This is a genomic window from Arthrobacter sp. Ms25 (genome assembly GCF_059090365.1).
In genome coordinates, this window is sequence record NZ_JBNHFP010000003.1 from 134,886 (window position 1) to 150,664 (window position 15,779).

The window sequence follows — 15,779 nt, forward strand, 5'->3', positions numbered from 1 at the left end:
AAACACCCCTTTCTCCGGAAGGCACCACCATGAGCAGATTCGGTATGGACTGGACCCTCCACGGAGACGGCAAAACCATCCGCCCGGGCACTTATGTCGCCCCGGAGGAGCGCCTCAGCTGGCCGCGGACCATCGGCATCGGCTCCCAGCACGTAGTGGCCATGTTCGGCGCCACCTTCCTGGTGCCGCTCCTGACCGGTTTTCCGCCGGCCACCACCCTGCTGTTCTCCGGCATCGGCACCCTCCTGTTTCTGATCATCACCGCGGGCCGGGTTCCCAGCTACCTGGGTTCGAGCTTCGCGTTCATTGCACCGATCGGCGCCGCCACCAACCAGCACGGACCCGGCGGGGCCCTGGGCGGCATCATCATGGCCGGATTTGCCCTTTTCCTGGTCGGACTCGCAGCCCAGCTGGCGGGTACCCGCTGGATCCAGGTCCTGATGCCCCCGGTTGTTACCGGCACCATCGTCGCCCTGATCGGCCTGAACCTGGCGGGTTCGGCAAGGGACAATTTCGAGAAGGGCCCGCTGACCGCCACGGTCACCGTGGTGGTGATCCTGCTGACCACCGTCCTGTTCAAGGGGTTCCTGGGCCGGCTGTCGATCCTGGTCGGGGTGGTGGCCGGCTACATCACGGCAATGCTGCAGGGCGAGGTCGATTTCCAGGCAATCGGCGACGCCGCCTGGATCGGGCTGCCCGAGTTCCAGTCCCCCACCTTCCATTTCTCGGTGATCGGCCTTTTCGTTCCGGTGGTCCTGGTCCTGGTGGCCGAAAACGTGGGCCATGTGAAGTCGGTGGCCGCAATGACGGGCCGGGACCTGGACCCGTACGCCGGGCGGGCGCTGATGGCCGACGGCGTGGCCACCATGCTGGCCGGGTCCGGCGGCGGGTCCGCGACCACCACCTACGCGGAAAACATCGGCGTGATGGCCGCGTCCCGGGTGTACTCCACGGCGGCATACTGGGTGGCCGGCATCGTGGCCATCCTGCTCAGCCTGTTCCCGAAGTTCGGCGCGATGATCGCCACGGTGCCCGGCGGGGTGCTGGGGGGCGCCGGCGTCGTCCTCTACGGAATGATCGGCATCCTCGGGGTACGCATCTGGGTGGACAACCGGGTGAATTTCTCCAATCCGATCAACCTTTCGACCGCCGGGCTGGGCCTGATCATTGCCATCGCGAACTTCACGTGGATAGTGGCGGGACTGGAATTCGGCGGCATTGCCCTGGGCACCGGGGCCACCCTGATCGCCTATCACGGCATGCAGGCAATCGCCCGCTGGAGGGGCACGGACCCTGACCAGCCGCAGGAGGACGCCGGAGCCACACCCAGCCGCCTGGGCTAGGCATCCGGGAAGCTAGGCTCCTTCCAGGACCTGCCGGGTGGCCTCCGCGACGTACTTTGCCGCCTGGTCCATCGCATCCTGCGGCCGCTGCACCACGTCGAGCAGGCTGACCGCGGCGACTATGCCGTACTCCTGCAGCTGGTCCGGCACCAGGGTGATCCGGCCGGCCACGGCGACCACGGGGATCCCGGCGTTCCGGGCGCGGACTGCCACCTCCAACGGCGCCTTGCCGTAGCGCGACTGCTCGTCCAGGGACCCTTCGCCCGTGAGCACCAGATCGCAGCCGGACAGCGCGGCATCCAGTCCGGTAAAGGCACTGAGCAGTTCAAATCCCGGGTTCAGCGACGCCGTGGTGAAGGCCAGGAACCCGGAGGGAAAACCGCCGGCCGCACCGGCGCCGGGGATATCAACGTCGGCGCCGGTCGCGGACTTCAGCAGCCCTGCCCAGTTGCGCAACCCGTCTTCGAGCACCTGCATTTCCGCGGCACCAGCGCCTTTCTGGGCACTGAAGACCGATGCCGCACCTTCATAGCCGAGCAACGGATTAGTCACGTCGGCTGCAATTTTCAGGTCCACCTCCGCCAGGCGCGGATCCAGCCCGGCGGCCTCCAGGGAAGCGGCGTGCAGCAAACCGGCTCCTCCGAGGGGAACCGGTGCACCGTCCCCATCAAGGATTTTCAGCCCCAGGGCAGTCAACGCCCCGGATCCGCCGTCGGTCATGGCCGAGCCGCCGATGCCCAGGATGATGGTGCGGGCACCGGCGTCGAGTGCCTCGGCGATCAGCTGTCCGCTGCCGTAACTGGTGGCGGCCAGTGCTGTCTCCGGGGAGGGATCCACGAGGGCCAGACCGCTGGCCCGTGCCGTTTCAATGATCGCCGTATCGCCCGCGAGGGCCCAGACGGCGGTGACGTCGCGCCCCAGCGGCCCGCGGACCCGGGCGGTGCGGGGCTGCGCTCCTGCGGTCAGTGCGGACTCTAGGGTGCCCTCGCCGCCGTCGGCCACGGGAACCGCGGTGACCTCGGCATCCGGGTAAACCGCGAGCACCCCTTCACCCATAGCCGCAGCGGCCTCGGCCGAGCTAAGCGATCCCTTGAATTTGTCCGGGGCAATAACTACACGCATGCCTTCATCCTGCCAGCCGGAACGGACAAAAGGGCACTACGTACGCGCTACCTCCACTGCCCGCGGTCTTTGAGTACGCGTACAAGTTGGTCCGCACGGTCAGTGACGATTCCGTCAACGCCCAGGTCGAGCAGCCGGTTCATGGTGTGCTCGTCGTTGATGGTCCAGACGTGCACCTGGATTCCCGCGCGGTGGCATCGACGGACAAAACCCGGTGTCACCACGGGTATGGGGCCGAACCGCAACGGAACCTGGACGCACTGGAAACGGCCCAGCCGGGCGAGGATCCCGGCCGCTCCCAGCGGAGCGAGCAGGCGCAGCGCCGCCGTCAGGGCGCTGCCGGCCGAGCTCGCGGCCGGCCTGCTGAGGCGGCGCAGGGTGCGCAGGCGGCGGACGTCCGAGAAGGACGCGACGAGGACCCGGTCATGGGCTGAATGCTTTTCCACCAGGGCGGCCAGCAGTGCCGCCCCGGCCGAGTCCTTGACGTCCACGTTCAACCGCATCTGCGGCCATTCGCTCAGGAGTTCCTCGAAGGTGGGGATCTGCTCCGATCCGCCCACCATCACATCGCTGAGTTCCTTCCGGGTCAGCTGGCTGATTTTACCCGCCACACCGCCGGACAACCGGTCAACGGTCGCATCGTGGAAGGCCATCAGGATGCCGTCACGGCTGGTGCGCACATCCGTTTCCAGATAGCCGATGCCCAGCTTCGCGGCGGCGCGGAAAGCTGCGAGGGTGTTTTCGTAGCCGTCGGGCGAAAAGCCCCGGTGAGCCAGGGCGAGGGGAACCGGCGACGGTTCAGGGTCCGCGGTCGCCCTGGTGTCCCGGGGCGCACGGAAATATGGGTAAGTTGCCAACACATTCGTACCTTACCAACGGCCGGCATGCCCGCAGTGCGGACCGTGGCAGGCGCACGCGCCTAGACTGACAGCACTTCAACCGGCAGCCCCTGCCGCCGGCGTGGTCCGTGGAGGTCAGTACCGTGCCCGACAAATTTCCCGTATGGCGCCGCTTCGGAGCAAGCCGGCCGCTCCGGCGCTTGCTCGGCAGTGCCGGCAGAGCTCCCGCAACCCTCACGTTCATTGGCCTGTTCTGGATTCTGGGGGCGCTCACCTCCTCGCTGGGCAGCGGACCGGAGGGGCCGCTGCTGGCCTGGGCGACCGTTTCCGTCGACAGCGAGTCCGCGAATCCACTGGCTCTGGTTCTGTGTTGTTTCTGGGCGCAGGGCCCGGCCGGCTATCTCGGAGGCACCCTTCTCGCGCTGCTGGCCGGCCCTCCCTGCGAACGGCTATTAGGGACCGGGCGGTTCCTGCTGGCCGGTTTCGGCGGCCAGGTCACGGGGTTGCTGCTGACCGCCGGCTTTGCCCGGCTGACCAGCGCGTCCATTGGCGACTGGTCCCGCGCGCTCGTCTCCGAATCCTATGTGGGCCCGATAGCCTTCCTGGCGGCGGCCGGGGCGGCGGCCAGCGCGCTGCTGGGAACCCTCTGGCGCCGCCGCCTGCGGCTCACCCTGTTCACGCTGCTGATATTGCTGGCGCTCTACGGCGGAAGCTTCTCCAGCCTGGCGGTCCTGGCAGCGGCCGGCACCGGCGCAGTGGCCGGACCGTTCCTGGCGGGCCGCCGCCCGGTGATTCCACGCAGGCTGGCCACGAGCCGGCGCGAGGCGCGGGTACTGGTCTCCCTGGCCGTGCTGGCCTCCGCTGCGGGGCCGGTCATCAGCGCCCTCAGCAGTGAGGCCGTGGGGCCGCTGTCCATTTTGCGGTACCTGTTCACGGACGTTGAGGTGCGGACTCCGGCAGACCTGGAACAGGTTTGCGGTGGCGCTGCAGATTCGGCGCGATGTGCCGCCGCGCGGATCCAGCTGCGCGCCGGCCCCGCTGCGTTCTTCCTGGCCACACTGCCGCTGGTGCTGCTGGCTGTTTTTTCGGACGGCCTGCGGCGGGGGCGGCGCTTCGCCTGGCTTGCCGCTCTGCTCCTGCAGGGAGCCATGACCCTGCTGGCCACCGTGCGGATCACCCGTCTCCTGGCCGGGGAAAACCCTGGCACTTTGGGCCGCGGCACCGGACACTACATTGCCTTGCTGCTTCCCATGGCCGTTCCGTTTGCGGTGCTGGTCCTTCTTGCCCTGACCCGCGGGCTCTTCTCAGTTTCCGCGCCGGCCGGGACCTACCGGCGGTTGGCGGGTACCGCAGCCCTGGCGGCGGTGCTGCTTGCGGCGCTTTATCTGGGTGCGGGCCTGGTGAACCGGAACGGTTTCTCACCTACCGCCACGCCGGGGAAGCTTGCAGCGGATCTCCCCGGGCGTTTCCTTCCGGTCCTCGAAGTGTCCAGCAGTGCCCCCGGCCTCGTGCCGGAGACTCTTCCGGCCGTCCTCCTGTATGAAGGCGTGGGAGTGGTGTTCTGGGTCCTTGTCTGTGCACTGCTCCTGCGCTCCTTCCTGGAGCCGCCCTACAGTCCGGCCACTGCCGATGCGGACCGGGCCCGCTCGCTGCTTCGGACCCACGGCGGCAGCACCATGGCCTGGATGACGCTCTGGGCGGGAAACAACTACTGGTTCTCCCCGAGCGGGAATTCGTATGTGGCGTACCGGATGGATCTGGGCGTGGCGCTGAGCGTCGGGGAGCCCGTGGGACCCCGGGACGAGCTTCGCACCGCAGTGGAAGGTTTCGCTGCCTTCTGCGCCGCCAACGGCACCACGGCCTGCTTCTACTCCGTGGGTTCCCAGGTGCGAAACTACAGTGCCGGGCTGGGTTTTTATTCGTTCCAGGTAGCCGAGGAAACCCTGCTTCCGCTGGGTTCGCTCGCGTTCAGGGGAAAAAAGTTCCAGGACCTCCGCACGGCCATGAACTCCGCCCGCAAACTGGGCATCCGGGCCCGATGGATCCGTTACCCCGCGGCTCCGCTGGCGGTGAAGGACCAGCTGCACGCCATTTCGGAGGAATGGGTGGCAGATAAGGATATGCCGGAGATGGGTTTCACCCTTGGCGGGCTCGAGGAAGTCGATGACCCGGAGGTCCGTTGCCTGCTGGCCGTAGATGACGAGGGAACCGTGCATGCGGTGACGTCATGGCTCCCGGTCTACCGGGACGGAGCGGTAGCGGGCTGGACCTTGGATTTCATGCGCCGGCGGAGCAGCGGCTTCCGGCTGGGGATGGATTTCCTCATAGCGTCCGCAGCGCTGTCGCTGCAGGACGAGGGTTTTTCCGTGCTCAGCCTTTCGGGTGCGCCGCTGGCCCGCGCCAAAGGGGATCCGGACAACAGCGAAGCGGAGGACGTGCCGCCGATAATGGACCGGCTGCTGGACCGGCTGGGACAGACCTTGGAACCGGTGTACGGATTTCGGTCCCTGCTGGCGTTCAAGGCAAAGTTCTCGCCGGAATACGTGCCCTTATTCATGGCCTATCCGGACCCCGCGGCCCTGCCGGCCATAGCCAATGCCCTGGCACGGGCCTATGTTCCGGGCCTCTCCCTGGGGCAGGGCCTGGCCCTGGCCCGCCGGATCATGGACCGGGCCCCGTGAGGACACGGTCATGACGCTGTCCCTGGTGGACGGGATCCTCCCCGCCCTTGCCCTGGCCCTGGGCGCGGCGGCTCTTCTGTGGCTCCTGATAGCCGCCCGGCAGCTGGGGCTGCGCCGGATCCTGGTTCATACCGCCGTGGCGGTTGCCTGCACGGCACTGCTTTACCTGCTGGCCGAAGTTATATTCCATTGGTGGAATGCTTCGTTTCCGCGCATCCTCTACCTCTACGCCGCTCTGGTCATACTCGGTCTCCAACTGGCCGTCGGGCTGCCGGCCGTTCGAGGTACCCGGTTGTCCCGCCGCCTGGCGGGCATCGCAGCCGCGCTCGGCCTCCTGCTGGCGTTGGCCTGCACAGTGAACCTTGCCTACCACCAGTACCCCACCGTGCGTTCGCTCCTGAATCCGCCGTCGGCCACGGACGATCCCCTGCCCCGGCCGGCCGACCCCGGTGCGGACCGGCCAGCAGCCGCAGAAAACACCTGGTCCCCGCCGCCCGATATGCCCGGCGATGGCAGGGTTTACCGCGCGGAGATTCCGGCCGCCTCTTCCGGGTACGCTTCCCACCCGGCGTTGATCTATCTGCCGCCGGCCTACCTGGCGGATCCGGGAGCGGTCAGCTTCCCGGTGCTGGTGCTGATCCACGGCCAGCCCGGTTCCCCGAATGACTGGCTGGTCAGCGGCCGGATAGCCGAAATGATGGACGGCTTCGCCGCGCATCACGACGGCCTGGCTCCGATTGTCGTGATGCCCGATGCCAGCAACGACTCCAACCCGAACTGGCCGCTGTGCCTGGACACCACGGTCAGTGACTCGGCAACCTACCTGGCCCGGGACCTGCCCGCCTGGGTGCAGCAGCAGCTGGGGGCCGGAACCGCCGGGGCGCACCAGTGGGCGATCGCCGGGTATTCCTTCGGGGGCACCTGCGCCGTGCAATTGGCCGCCAACCACCCCGACGTTTATCCCACATTCCTGGACATTTCCGGCGAAAACCAGCCCACGGATGCCGACGGGCAGCAGGCACTGCTGGACACCTACTTCAACGGGGACAAAGCCGCCTTCGCGGACCAGAATGCGGTGGACCGGTTCCGGCGGATGTCATTTCCGGACCTTGCCGGCATTGTCGTCGTCGGCCGCGAGGACAAGGTATATGCCCCGGAAGGCAGGCAGGTGTACGAGGCAGCCCGGGCCGCCGGCGCGGATGTGCAGTTCCAGGAGCTTCCCGGTGGACATTCCTGGCAGGTCTGGCGGGCCGGGCTGGAGAACAACTTGGATTGGCTGTCCGCCCGTCTTGGCATACTTGACCCATGAGCATCGATCCCGGGCAGCAGCCCGCTCCCGCCGCAAACCCGCTCAGACGCTTCCTGCATGCGATCAGCCGCGCCACCTCGCCGCATGTGACCCTGCTCGTCATTCTCGCTGCCGGCCTGATTCCGGCCCTTGCCCTGACCCTGGTCTCCGCAGAGGTCTATGAATCGGTCACCGATGCCGACGGCATCGCCGGACTGGACCGGCCGGCACTGGAAACCGCGCTGGGACTGCGCACCCCGGCACTGGATGCCGCCGTCACCGGTTTCACCAACCTTGCAGGCACTGTCGGCATGCCGATTATTGCCGGGATCGTGCTGGTGGTGATGTGCCTGCGCTGGCGTTCCTGGACGCCGCTGATCCTGACTGCCGCCGCTGCCGGGGGATCCCTGCTCATGACGGTTTCCGGAAAGGCACTGATCGGCCGGACCCGGCCCGATCTGGCCGACGCCGTGCCGCCGTATGAGTCTTCGGCCTCGTTTCCGAGCGGGCACACGCTGAACTCCATCGTGATCGCGGGGATCCTGGCCTATCTGGTGATCCTGCATGTGCACAGCCGCTGGGCGAAGGTCTCCGCTGCCCTGGCGGCAGCGGTCTTCACATTCGCGGTAGGCCTGAGCCGGGTGTATCTCGGGCACCACTGGCTGACGGATGTACTGGTGGCCTGGACACTGGGAGCGGCCTGGCTGGCGGTGGTGATTACCGCGCACCAGCTTCTGAGGAGGCTTCCCGAACATCGAGCAGCTGCTCAAGGATCACTGCCACGCCGTCGTCCGTAAAACCGGGCGCGGTATGGTCGGCCGCCTCGCGGGCGTCGGGGTGGCCGGAGGCCATCGCGTAGCCCCGGCCGGCCCAGTCCAGCATTGAGATGTCATTGGGCATGTCACCGAAGGCGATGGTCTCCGCCGCGCCGATACCCTTCGACGCGGCGTAGTTGGCCAGCGTGGCGGCCTTGTTGAGGCCGGGCAGGGACATTTCCAGCAGCGGCATCCGCGGCGCAGAGTGCGTGGTTTCCACCAGTTCGGACACCGCCGGTGCCACCCGGCGCAGGAACTCGTCCGGGGAGATGTCGGCACCGCGGGCCAGGAATTTCGCCACGCCGGGCTGGCCCGCCAGGGATTCCCGCAGCGGGCCTGGGACTATGCCGCCCAGGAGTTCCACGGAACCGCTGTCCACGAAGCCATCCTCCAGATGCAGGCCGTCCACCGTCTCCGCCGCGAAACGTACCCGCGGGAAGAGGCTCCTGATGACCTCCGCGGCGTCGAACATCTGTTCCAGCGGGAGCAGCCGGGTGGAGAGCACCCGCTCGGCGGCCAGGTCGTAGGTGATGGCCCCGTTGGAGCAGATCACGGTACCTGCATGTCCGATCCGCTCACGCAGCGGGTCCAGCCAGCGGGGCGGACGCCCCGTCACGAAGACAACCTCGATTCCCGCAGCCATGCAGGCCCGGAAGGCCTCCACGGTCCGGTCGCTGATGCTGTTGTCGGCACCCACAATGGTGCCGTCCATGTCGCTTGCTATCAGCCGTACCGGCCCCCGCTGCCCCTGCATGCCTCCAGCTTACTTCCGGCCGCGGGTACGGGAATGTCCCCCTTGGGAACCCTAGCCCTCGGGGATTTCAGCGGTTCCGATCATCGTGGCGCGAGCCAGGGTGTGGGTGAAGAGCGCGAACCCCAAGTCAGCCGGTGTGGCGTCCGGCGCAACGTCCAGTTCCTCCGTATCCACCGCGTGGACCACCACGAAATAGCGGTGCCGGCCGTGCCCTGCGGGCGGGGCCGCACCCACGAATCCGGCGAATCCCGCGTCATTGGACAGCTGTACAGTGCCTTCCGGCAGCTGGCCGGTATTGGCGGCATCCGCGGGAAGGCTGGTGACCGAGGCCGGAATGTTGAACGCAGCCCAGTGCCAGTAGCCGCTGGCTGTCGGTGCGTCGGGGTCGTACATCGTGACGGCGAAGCTGCGGGTGGCCTCCGGGAAGCCGGACCAGGCCAGCTGCGGCGAGGCGTCGCGGCCGTCGGCTACCCCCATCTTGGCGCTGTACTGCGCCGGCGCGAAGGTGCCGCCGTTCGCGAATTCTTCGCTGTTAACGGTGAACTCGGGCACCTGCGGGAGTGCCTCGTACGGGTCTCGGCTTTCCACTGATTTCCTTTCGGGTAGTTGGCTTGGGGCCGCGGTGCGCGGCAGGATCAGGGAACTTCGCGGCGGTAGGGCGGGTTGGCTCCGGCACGGGAAACGGTGACGGCTGCAGCGCGTGCCGCGAAGGAGAGCAGTTCCTGGAGGGCACCGACACCGATCCGGGCCAAGTCGCTGCGGCGGGCGCCGCCGTCGAGCTCCAGATCCATCAGCCCCACCAGCAGTGCGGACATAAAGGAATCCCCGGCACCTACGGTGTCCACCACGCTGACGGTGGGTGCACCCACTTCGCATTCACCGGCTGCGGCCACGGCCCACGGCCCCTTGGATCCCCGGGTGACTACCACCAGCGACGGGCCCGCAGCGAGCCAGCGCCTGGCGGACTCCTCCGCCGGCTCGTCGGGGTAGAGCCACTGCAGGTCCTCGTCCGAGGCCTTGACGACGTCGGCCAGGGCCACGAATTTTTCGGCCTGTTCCCGGGCGTAGGAGACATCGGTGATGATGGTCGGCCGGCAGTTCGGATCATAGGTGACGGTGCAGCCCGGTCGCGCCTGTTCCACGGCGTGGAGCACGTGGTTCGCCCCCGGCGAGAGCATGGAGGCGATGGACCCGGTGTGCACCATGGTGGTTCCGTCCAGCAGCGCCGGTACGTCCAGGTTGGGCAGCGTCCACTCGAGGTCGAAGGTGTACCTGGCGCCGCCGGCCGGATCCAGCACGGCGGTGGCCACACTCGTAGGGAGGTCATCGGCTTCGAAGGCCGTCAGCACGGAATTGGCCCGGAGATGTTCGGCGATCATCGCTCCGTAGGTATCGGAACCGAAGCGGCCCACGAACTGCACGGGCCGCCCCAGCCGCGCCACGCCCACGGCGACATTCAGCGGGCTGCCGCCGGGGTGGGAACGCCGGGGCGCCGTGTCGCTGACTACTTCATCCACAAGGGCTTCGCCAATAACAGTAAGCACACTTCCAACCTAACAGAGCAATGATTCGGTTTCCTTAAGAAACAGCTATTCCGGCGGCTTCATGGACTGCGCCGACGACGGCGGCCCAGGCAGGCGTGCCGGGGGTGATCATGGCGAAGTGGTCGCCGGGGATCGTGCGCAGCTGCGCCCGGGCCCCGCTGGCCAGCGCCGCGTCCACCCAGCTGCTGGAGCAGCTCAGCGGCACCGTGGTGTCATCCTCGCCGTGCAGCACCCAGGCCGGAACCGGCAACGGCAGGGCATGGATGGGATCGGCGTCCCGGTACCGCTGCGGATCCTGGTCCGGCGGACAGCCCAGGAAGTTCCGCACAGCTCCGTCACTCAGGCCCAGTTCGTGGGCCTGGGCCAGATTCAGGACCCCGGACTGGAGCACCACCCCGGCCAGGGGCTCCGGTGCACCCGTCCGGGCTGCTGCGAGAGCAGCCAGGTGGCCGCCGGCGGAGTGGCCCAGAAGGACCACCCGGGAGAGATCGACGTCGTGCTCCCGTGCCGCCGGCGCCAGGGCATCGATCCCGGCGCAGACGTCCTCGAACGTTCCCGGCCAGCCGCCGCCGTTGCCGGCCCGGCGGTATTCCAGGTTCCAGGCGGCGAACCCGCGGGCGGCCAGGTCTGCCGCCAGCGGCCGGCCCAGTTCCGCGTCATAGGCGGCACGCCAGTATCCGCCGTGAATGATGACCACCGCTGTCTGCACATCCCTTTCCGGAAGGGTCAGTTCGGCGTACTGGTCCGGGTCCGGGCCGTAGGGGATGCGCAGGGCGGCTGCTGGCATGACGATCCTTCTGCTTGCGGGGCTTAATCTGGGAGGGAGCCTATCGGTACTGTGGACAAGCGCCGTACCTGGCGGCGGCAGGGGAGAGGGAAAACAGCGTGAGCGCGTGGGACACACTGGATGAGCGGCTGCGGCCCGTAGTCCAGGCCAGTACCGATGAGTACGCCCGGGTCCGGCCGGGACTGGAAGCGGTGACCGCGGAGATGGAAGCGAATCTTCGCACTGTCTTCGCCGACAGTCCGGTTAAGCCGCTATTCATAGCCTCGCGGACCAAGTCAGTGGAGTCCTTCCGGGACAAGGCCTCCCGGATGCTGCCCCCGGAAAACCCCGGCGAACTGCCCTCCCTGCTGTTCCCGGATCCGCTGCGCAACCTCACGGACCTCGTGGGCCTGCGCATCATCATGACACTGCCCCACGAAGTGGATGAAGCGGCCAACCTGATCAAGCGCCAGCGGGCGGAGTTCGACTGCCGCGGCGACCGCGAGAAGGACATCGGCTCCATTGAATCCGGCACTTACGGCTACTCCAGCCGGCACCTGATCCTGCGAACCATCCAGAATGAAACCGTGCGGGAGTTCCACAAGCTACTGGAACCGGACCAGCGCCCTAACGGCAGCTACCTGTTCGAGGTGCAGATCCGTACCGTGCTGGCCCACGCCTGGTCCGAAATCGAGCATGACATCCGGTTCAAGGCCGGCGACCCCCGTGCCTGGAGCCCGTATTTCGACCGCCAGTTCACCGCTACCGCAGCCATGCTGGAAACGGTGGAAACGGCCTTCGCCGAACTGCATGAGCGCTACGAGACCGTCACCGGTTTCTGGGACGAGGAGGGCGAGGGCAGCGCCCCGCTGACCCCTAACCGGATCCGGGACGTGTGGATGACCCTGCTGCCGCACGTGAACCGTAAGTCCGGGGATGACTGGGGCTGGGCGGCGGAACTGCTGGCCGCACACGGTATGAAGACCACCATGGACCTGGCCGGGCTCCTGCAGGCTGATGCCATCACCAAGGTCCGGGCCGCCCTGGACCACCGTTACTCCCCGGGTCCGGACCGGCTGCTGGATGACCTGCTGCTGTGGCGGTTCGGCAAGGAACACATTGACCTCACCGCCGAGCCCGAAGACGCACCGGTCAAACCGCGCCGCGAGTCCCTGGGCAGGCGCTACCGGCAGATGCAGACCTTCCGGGCGCGCGAGGCGGAGCAGGGACAGTAGGAGCTGCAGGCAGGCGTAACCGGGGGCCTTGCCGGCTTTGCAGCGGCGGCATAGCTTTACCTCGTGGCAGTTTCCCTTTCCGGACAGGACGCGCGCCGGATGCGGCACGCCGCGCAGCTGGTGGGCGGGTCACACCTTTCCCCGACCGAGGTGGTGGACCGCGCGGTGGCCCTGCAGGGCCAGGACCTGCCCGGGGTGCTGCGGGCCATTGCCGTCCGCTCCCGCCCGGGAACCAGCGTGCAGGATGTCCGGGACGCCTTTGACCGCGGCGAGCTGGTGCGCAGCTGGCCGATGCGCGGCACCCTCTTCGCCACCACGCCGAAGCATCTGGCAACCCTGCTGTCGGTCACGGGTGAGCGGACCCGAGGGATGGCCGCCCGGCGCCGGTCGGATCTTGGCCTCGACGAGACGGTGCTCGCCCGCGCCCGTTCCATCCTGCGCGAAGCCCTGATTGACCGGCCGCTGCGGCGCGCCGAAGTACTGGAACTCTGGGACGCCGCGGGGATCGATACCGCCGACGGCCGGGGCTACCACCTGCTGATGCACCTCTGCGTGGAAGGCCTGGCCCACTGGGGGCGGTTTGCCGGGTCCGGCGCCGAGCAGCTCCTGACGTTCACCCCGCCCGGCTCCGCTGCCGACCCGGAGACTGCCACCGGAGACGACTTCACCGCTGCGGTCCGCGGCTTTGTCCTGGCCCGCGGTCCGGTCACCGAGGCCGACCTGGCGTGGTGGACAAAGCTGCCCAAGACCCTGGTTCGGAAGGCGGCGGTCTCCGTGCCGGACCTGGTGCAGGTGGACGTGGACGGACGCCCGGCCTGGATTATCGGGGATCCGGAGATTCCGGGCCCTTCCGGGATTTGCCTGCTGCCGGCCTTCGACGAGTGGATCCTTGGTTATGCGGACCGGTCCCTGGTCGCCAGCCCTGGGATGCTGACGGCCATTGTTCCCGGCGGGAACGGAGTGTTCCGGCCGGTCGTGCTCGACGACGGCGTGGCAGTGGGTACCTGGCGGCTGCCCCGCACCTCCCGGGCGGCACCGGGACCGGTCATCGACCTGGTGGAGCGGGTCCCGGCAGCCAAGCGGCGGGACATCGAGCGGGCCGTCGCGGACTGGCCGCACGGCTGAATGCCGCCCGCCGGCGGACCCGGCTTACGCCGAAGCCCGCCGCACCAGATGGACCGAAGGCAGGGCCGGCTCGTCCGGCTGCACCTCGGTGCCCGCCCCGGATACCTGCCCGTCCCGTGGCGCCACGGCCGTCCGGGCGAAGCGCTCCCCCAGCTCCCGGGCGTCCATCCGTACCGTGGTCAGCGGCGGAACCGCCAGCGACGCCAGCGGAATATCCTCGGCACCGATCACCGCCAGGTCCTCCGGTGCACGTAGTCCGCGCGCGGCCAGCCCGGCCAGCAGGGCAAAGGCGTGCTCGTCGTCGAACGCGCAGGCTGCAGTCACCGGCTGTGGTCCTGCTCTCCAGCGGTCGACGACGGCAGCCGCCTCCCCTGCGTCCAGGCCCGGCCGGGCGACGTCGGGCTGCGGAAGGCCAAGCCGGTTGCAGGCGTCTGCAATGGCCGCCAGCCGGACATCCGCCCGCCAGGCGTAACCGGACTCCGGTGGAACCGCCACGCCGATCCGCCGGTGTCCCGCCGCTGCCAGGTGCTGTACCTGGCATGCCCCAATGCCGAGGTCCGGCGCCAGCGGGTCTTCCAGCGCCTGGTGTAGGGACGCCACCTTAATGCCGCTGCCCGCCAGGGCTGCCAGTTCCGGCTCCGGGAGCGGGGTGATGAGGATCAGCGCTGCCGGAGCCAGCGACTGCACCAGGGACGGCGCTCCCCCCTGCGCCGGCAGCCGGTGCGCCACCAGACGCAGCCCCTGCCGTTCCACTTCCTCGGAGGCGGCGTCGATCATGATGGCCAGGGCCCGGCCCAGGGGCTCGGGCGGCAGCAGCATCAGGACCAGGTCGCTACGGCCGCGGCGCAGGGTGCGGGCAGCCGTCGACGGCGTGTACCCCAGTGCGCGGGCTGCGGCCAGCACCCGTTCCCGGGTGGCGGAGGAAATACTCTGCCCGGCACGGCCGTTGAGCACGTAACTGACGGTGGCGCGGGAAACGCCCGCAGCCTGTGCGACGTCGTTGGACGTGACCCTGCGGTTCATTCCGGCCGTATCCTTCCCGTTCTGCGCGCTGCAGCGTTCCGACTCCGGACTCCGGACTCCGGACTCCTACGTGCTTAGTTCTTCCGGTTTTCTCCGGTATTCTGACGATACAGGCAACTTACACGTGTAACCCACACGCCTAGCTGCCAGCGACACAGCGGCCGCAGACTACGGCCGCCCCTTGAATTGAAAGGACCGGCTCGTGGCAAACCAGCCCATCACCGCCCAGAACACCGTCCAGCAGTGGCTCGACCACCCCGCCGGCGGCCCCGCCATCCGCGGTTTCCTTGCGCAGGCCGGAAGTGACGAGAACACCCTCGGCCCCGCCCTGACCATGAAGCTGCAGCAGCTGGTTGACCTCAGCCAGGGCAAGTTCCCGCAGGCTGCAGTGGATGAACTCGTGAAGGCCGCCAACGGCGGCGTTATGCCCGAGATCGCCGAAACCGTCCTGCCGACCGTTGAGGGCCGCTTCGAAGGCCGCACCGTGATCGTCACCGGTGCCGGTTCCGGCATCGGCCGCGCCACCGCCGGCCGCATTGCCCGTGAAGGCGGCCGCGTCATCGCCGTCGACATTGCCGAAGGCCGCATCAAGGAACTCGCCGAAGAGCTGGGCGAGGCCATTGTTCCGGTTGCAGGAGACCTGACCGACGCCGCCGCCATTGACCGCATCATGGAAGCTTCCGGCGCCAAGATTGACGGCCTGGCCAACGTGGCAGGCATCAATGACGATTTCAGCCCGCTGCACGAGGTCTCCGATGCCATGTGGCAGAAGATCTTTGCCGTGAACGTGGAGGGCCTGATGCGCCTGACCCGCGCCGTGCTGCCGACCATGCTCGAAGCGCACAAGGGTTCAATCGTGAACATCACCTCGGAGGCCGGCCTGCGCGGCTCGGCATCCGGCGTGGCCTACACGGCATCCAAGCACGCGGTGGTGGGCATTACCCGCAGCACCGCGTTCATGTACGCCAAGGAAGGCATCCGCGTCAACGCAGTTGCTCCGGGCGGCGTGGCCACCGGCATTCCGATGGGCGGCAAGACCAGCGAGTACGGCGAAGCCCGCCTGACCCCCGCCCGCGTCAACATTCCGGGCCTGGCTTCCGCCGAGGAGCTGGCAGCGTCCATCACGTTCCTGCTCAGCGACGACGGCGTCAACATTAACGGCGCCATCCTGCCCTCGGACGGCGGCTGGTCCGCGGTCTAATTCCGCTGAATTACAACGACGGCGGCCGGTTCCCTTCTCTCGG

14 protein-coding genes are annotated in these 15,779 nt (G+C 68.1%); 7 read left to right on the forward strand and 7 right to left on the reverse strand.

Annotation, left to right across the window (positions count from 1 at the left end):
• Positions 1-29 precede the first annotated feature (29 nt).
• The gene (locus AC5RT8_RS08790) at positions 30-1,343 is read left to right on the forward strand and encodes a uracil-xanthine permease family protein (protein ID WP_494095329.1); all 1,314 of its coding nucleotides are present in this window, start codon (positions 30-32) and stop codon (positions 1,341-1,343) included.
• Positions 1,344-1,355: 12 nt separating this feature from the next.
• Here the strand turns inward: AC5RT8_RS08790 and AC5RT8_RS08795 are convergent, their stop codons facing one another.
• Positions 1,356-2,465 (reverse strand): glycerate kinase, encoded by a 1,110-nt coding sequence (locus AC5RT8_RS08795; protein WP_494095330.1) that lies wholly within the window; start codon positions 2,463-2,465, stop codon positions 1,356-1,358.
• Positions 2,466-2,512: 47 nt separating this feature from the next.
• Positions 2,513-3,325 carry a glycerophosphodiester phosphodiesterase family protein gene (locus AC5RT8_RS08800; protein ID WP_494095331.1) on the reverse strand — a complete coding sequence of 271 codons (813 nt, stop codon included), beginning with the start codon at positions 3,323-3,325 and terminating at the stop codon, positions 2,513-2,515.
• A gap of 122 nt (positions 3,326-3,447) precedes the next feature.
• Between AC5RT8_RS08800 and AC5RT8_RS08805 the strand changes: the two genes are divergently transcribed.
• Genes AC5RT8_RS08805 through AC5RT8_RS08815 form a run of 3 tightly spaced genes read left to right on the forward strand, consistent with a single transcriptional unit; the run spans position 3,448 to position 8,070 of the window.
• Positions 3,448-5,985, forward strand: coding sequence for a bifunctional lysylphosphatidylglycerol flippase/synthetase MprF (locus AC5RT8_RS08805; protein ID WP_494095332.1), 2,538 nt, complete (start codon positions 3,448-3,450; stop codon positions 5,983-5,985).
• A 10-nt stretch (positions 5,986-5,995) separates the two neighbouring features.
• The gene (locus tag AC5RT8_RS08810) at positions 5,996-7,294 is read left to right on the forward strand and encodes an alpha/beta hydrolase (protein WP_494095333.1); all 1,299 of its coding nucleotides are present in this window, start codon (positions 5,996-5,998) and stop codon (positions 7,292-7,294) included.
• A complete protein-coding gene (locus AC5RT8_RS08815) occupies positions 7,291-8,070 on the forward strand; it encodes a phosphatase PAP2 family protein (RefSeq protein WP_494095334.1) in 780 nt (259 codons plus the stop codon). The genes AC5RT8_RS08810 and AC5RT8_RS08815 overlap by 4 nt, the downstream gene beginning before the upstream one ends.
• Here AC5RT8_RS08815 and AC5RT8_RS08820 read toward each other — a convergent pair.
• From AC5RT8_RS08820 to AC5RT8_RS08835, 4 genes are read right to left on the reverse strand one after another with little or no spacing between them, the layout of a single operon-like run.
• Positions 7,991-8,842 carry an HAD family hydrolase gene (locus tag AC5RT8_RS08820; RefSeq protein WP_494095335.1) on the reverse strand — a complete coding sequence of 284 codons (852 nt, stop codon included), beginning with the start codon at positions 8,840-8,842 and terminating at the stop codon, positions 7,991-7,993. The genes AC5RT8_RS08815 and AC5RT8_RS08820 overlap by 80 nt on opposite strands.
• Positions 8,843-8,893: 51 nt before the next feature.
• On the reverse strand, positions 8,894-9,430 hold the full coding sequence (locus AC5RT8_RS08825) for a YbhB/YbcL family Raf kinase inhibitor-like protein (protein WP_494095336.1): 537 nt from the start codon (positions 9,428-9,430) through the stop codon (positions 8,894-8,896).
• 47 nt (positions 9,431-9,477) lie between these two features.
• On the reverse strand, positions 9,478-10,386 hold the full coding sequence (locus AC5RT8_RS08830; protein ID WP_494095337.1) for a carbohydrate kinase family protein: 909 nt from the start codon (positions 10,384-10,386) through the stop codon (positions 9,478-9,480).
• Positions 10,387-10,420: 34 nt separating this feature from the next.
• Positions 10,421-11,173 carry an alpha/beta hydrolase family protein gene (locus AC5RT8_RS08835; protein ID WP_494095338.1) on the reverse strand — a complete coding sequence of 251 codons (753 nt, stop codon included), beginning with the start codon at positions 11,171-11,173 and terminating at the stop codon, positions 10,421-10,423.
• A gap of 98 nt (positions 11,174-11,271) precedes the next feature.
• On the opposite strand from AC5RT8_RS08835, the gene AC5RT8_RS08840 reads away from it, so the two are divergent.
• Together AC5RT8_RS08840 and AC5RT8_RS08845 are read left to right on the forward strand one after the other, a co-directional pair.
• Entirely contained in the window at positions 11,272-12,387 is a 1,116-nt protein-coding gene (locus tag AC5RT8_RS08840; protein WP_494095339.1) for a GTP pyrophosphokinase, read from the forward strand.
• 63 nt (positions 12,388-12,450) lie between these two features.
• Positions 12,451-13,512, forward strand: coding sequence for a winged helix DNA-binding domain-containing protein (locus AC5RT8_RS08845; RefSeq protein ID WP_494095340.1), 1,062 nt, complete (start codon positions 12,451-12,453; stop codon positions 13,510-13,512).
• Positions 13,513-13,536: 24 nt separating this feature from the next.
• Here AC5RT8_RS08845 and AC5RT8_RS08850 read toward each other — a convergent pair whose 3' ends face one another.
• A complete protein-coding gene (locus AC5RT8_RS08850) occupies positions 13,537-14,535 on the reverse strand; it encodes a LacI family DNA-binding transcriptional regulator (RefSeq protein ID WP_494095341.1) in 999 nt (332 codons plus the stop codon).
• A gap of 202 nt (positions 14,536-14,737) precedes the next feature.
• Between AC5RT8_RS08850 and AC5RT8_RS08855 the strand changes: the two genes are divergently transcribed.
• A complete protein-coding gene (locus AC5RT8_RS08855) occupies positions 14,738-15,736 on the forward strand; it encodes an SDR family NAD(P)-dependent oxidoreductase (protein WP_494095342.1) in 999 nt (332 codons plus the stop codon).
• Positions 15,737-15,779 lie beyond the last annotated feature (43 nt).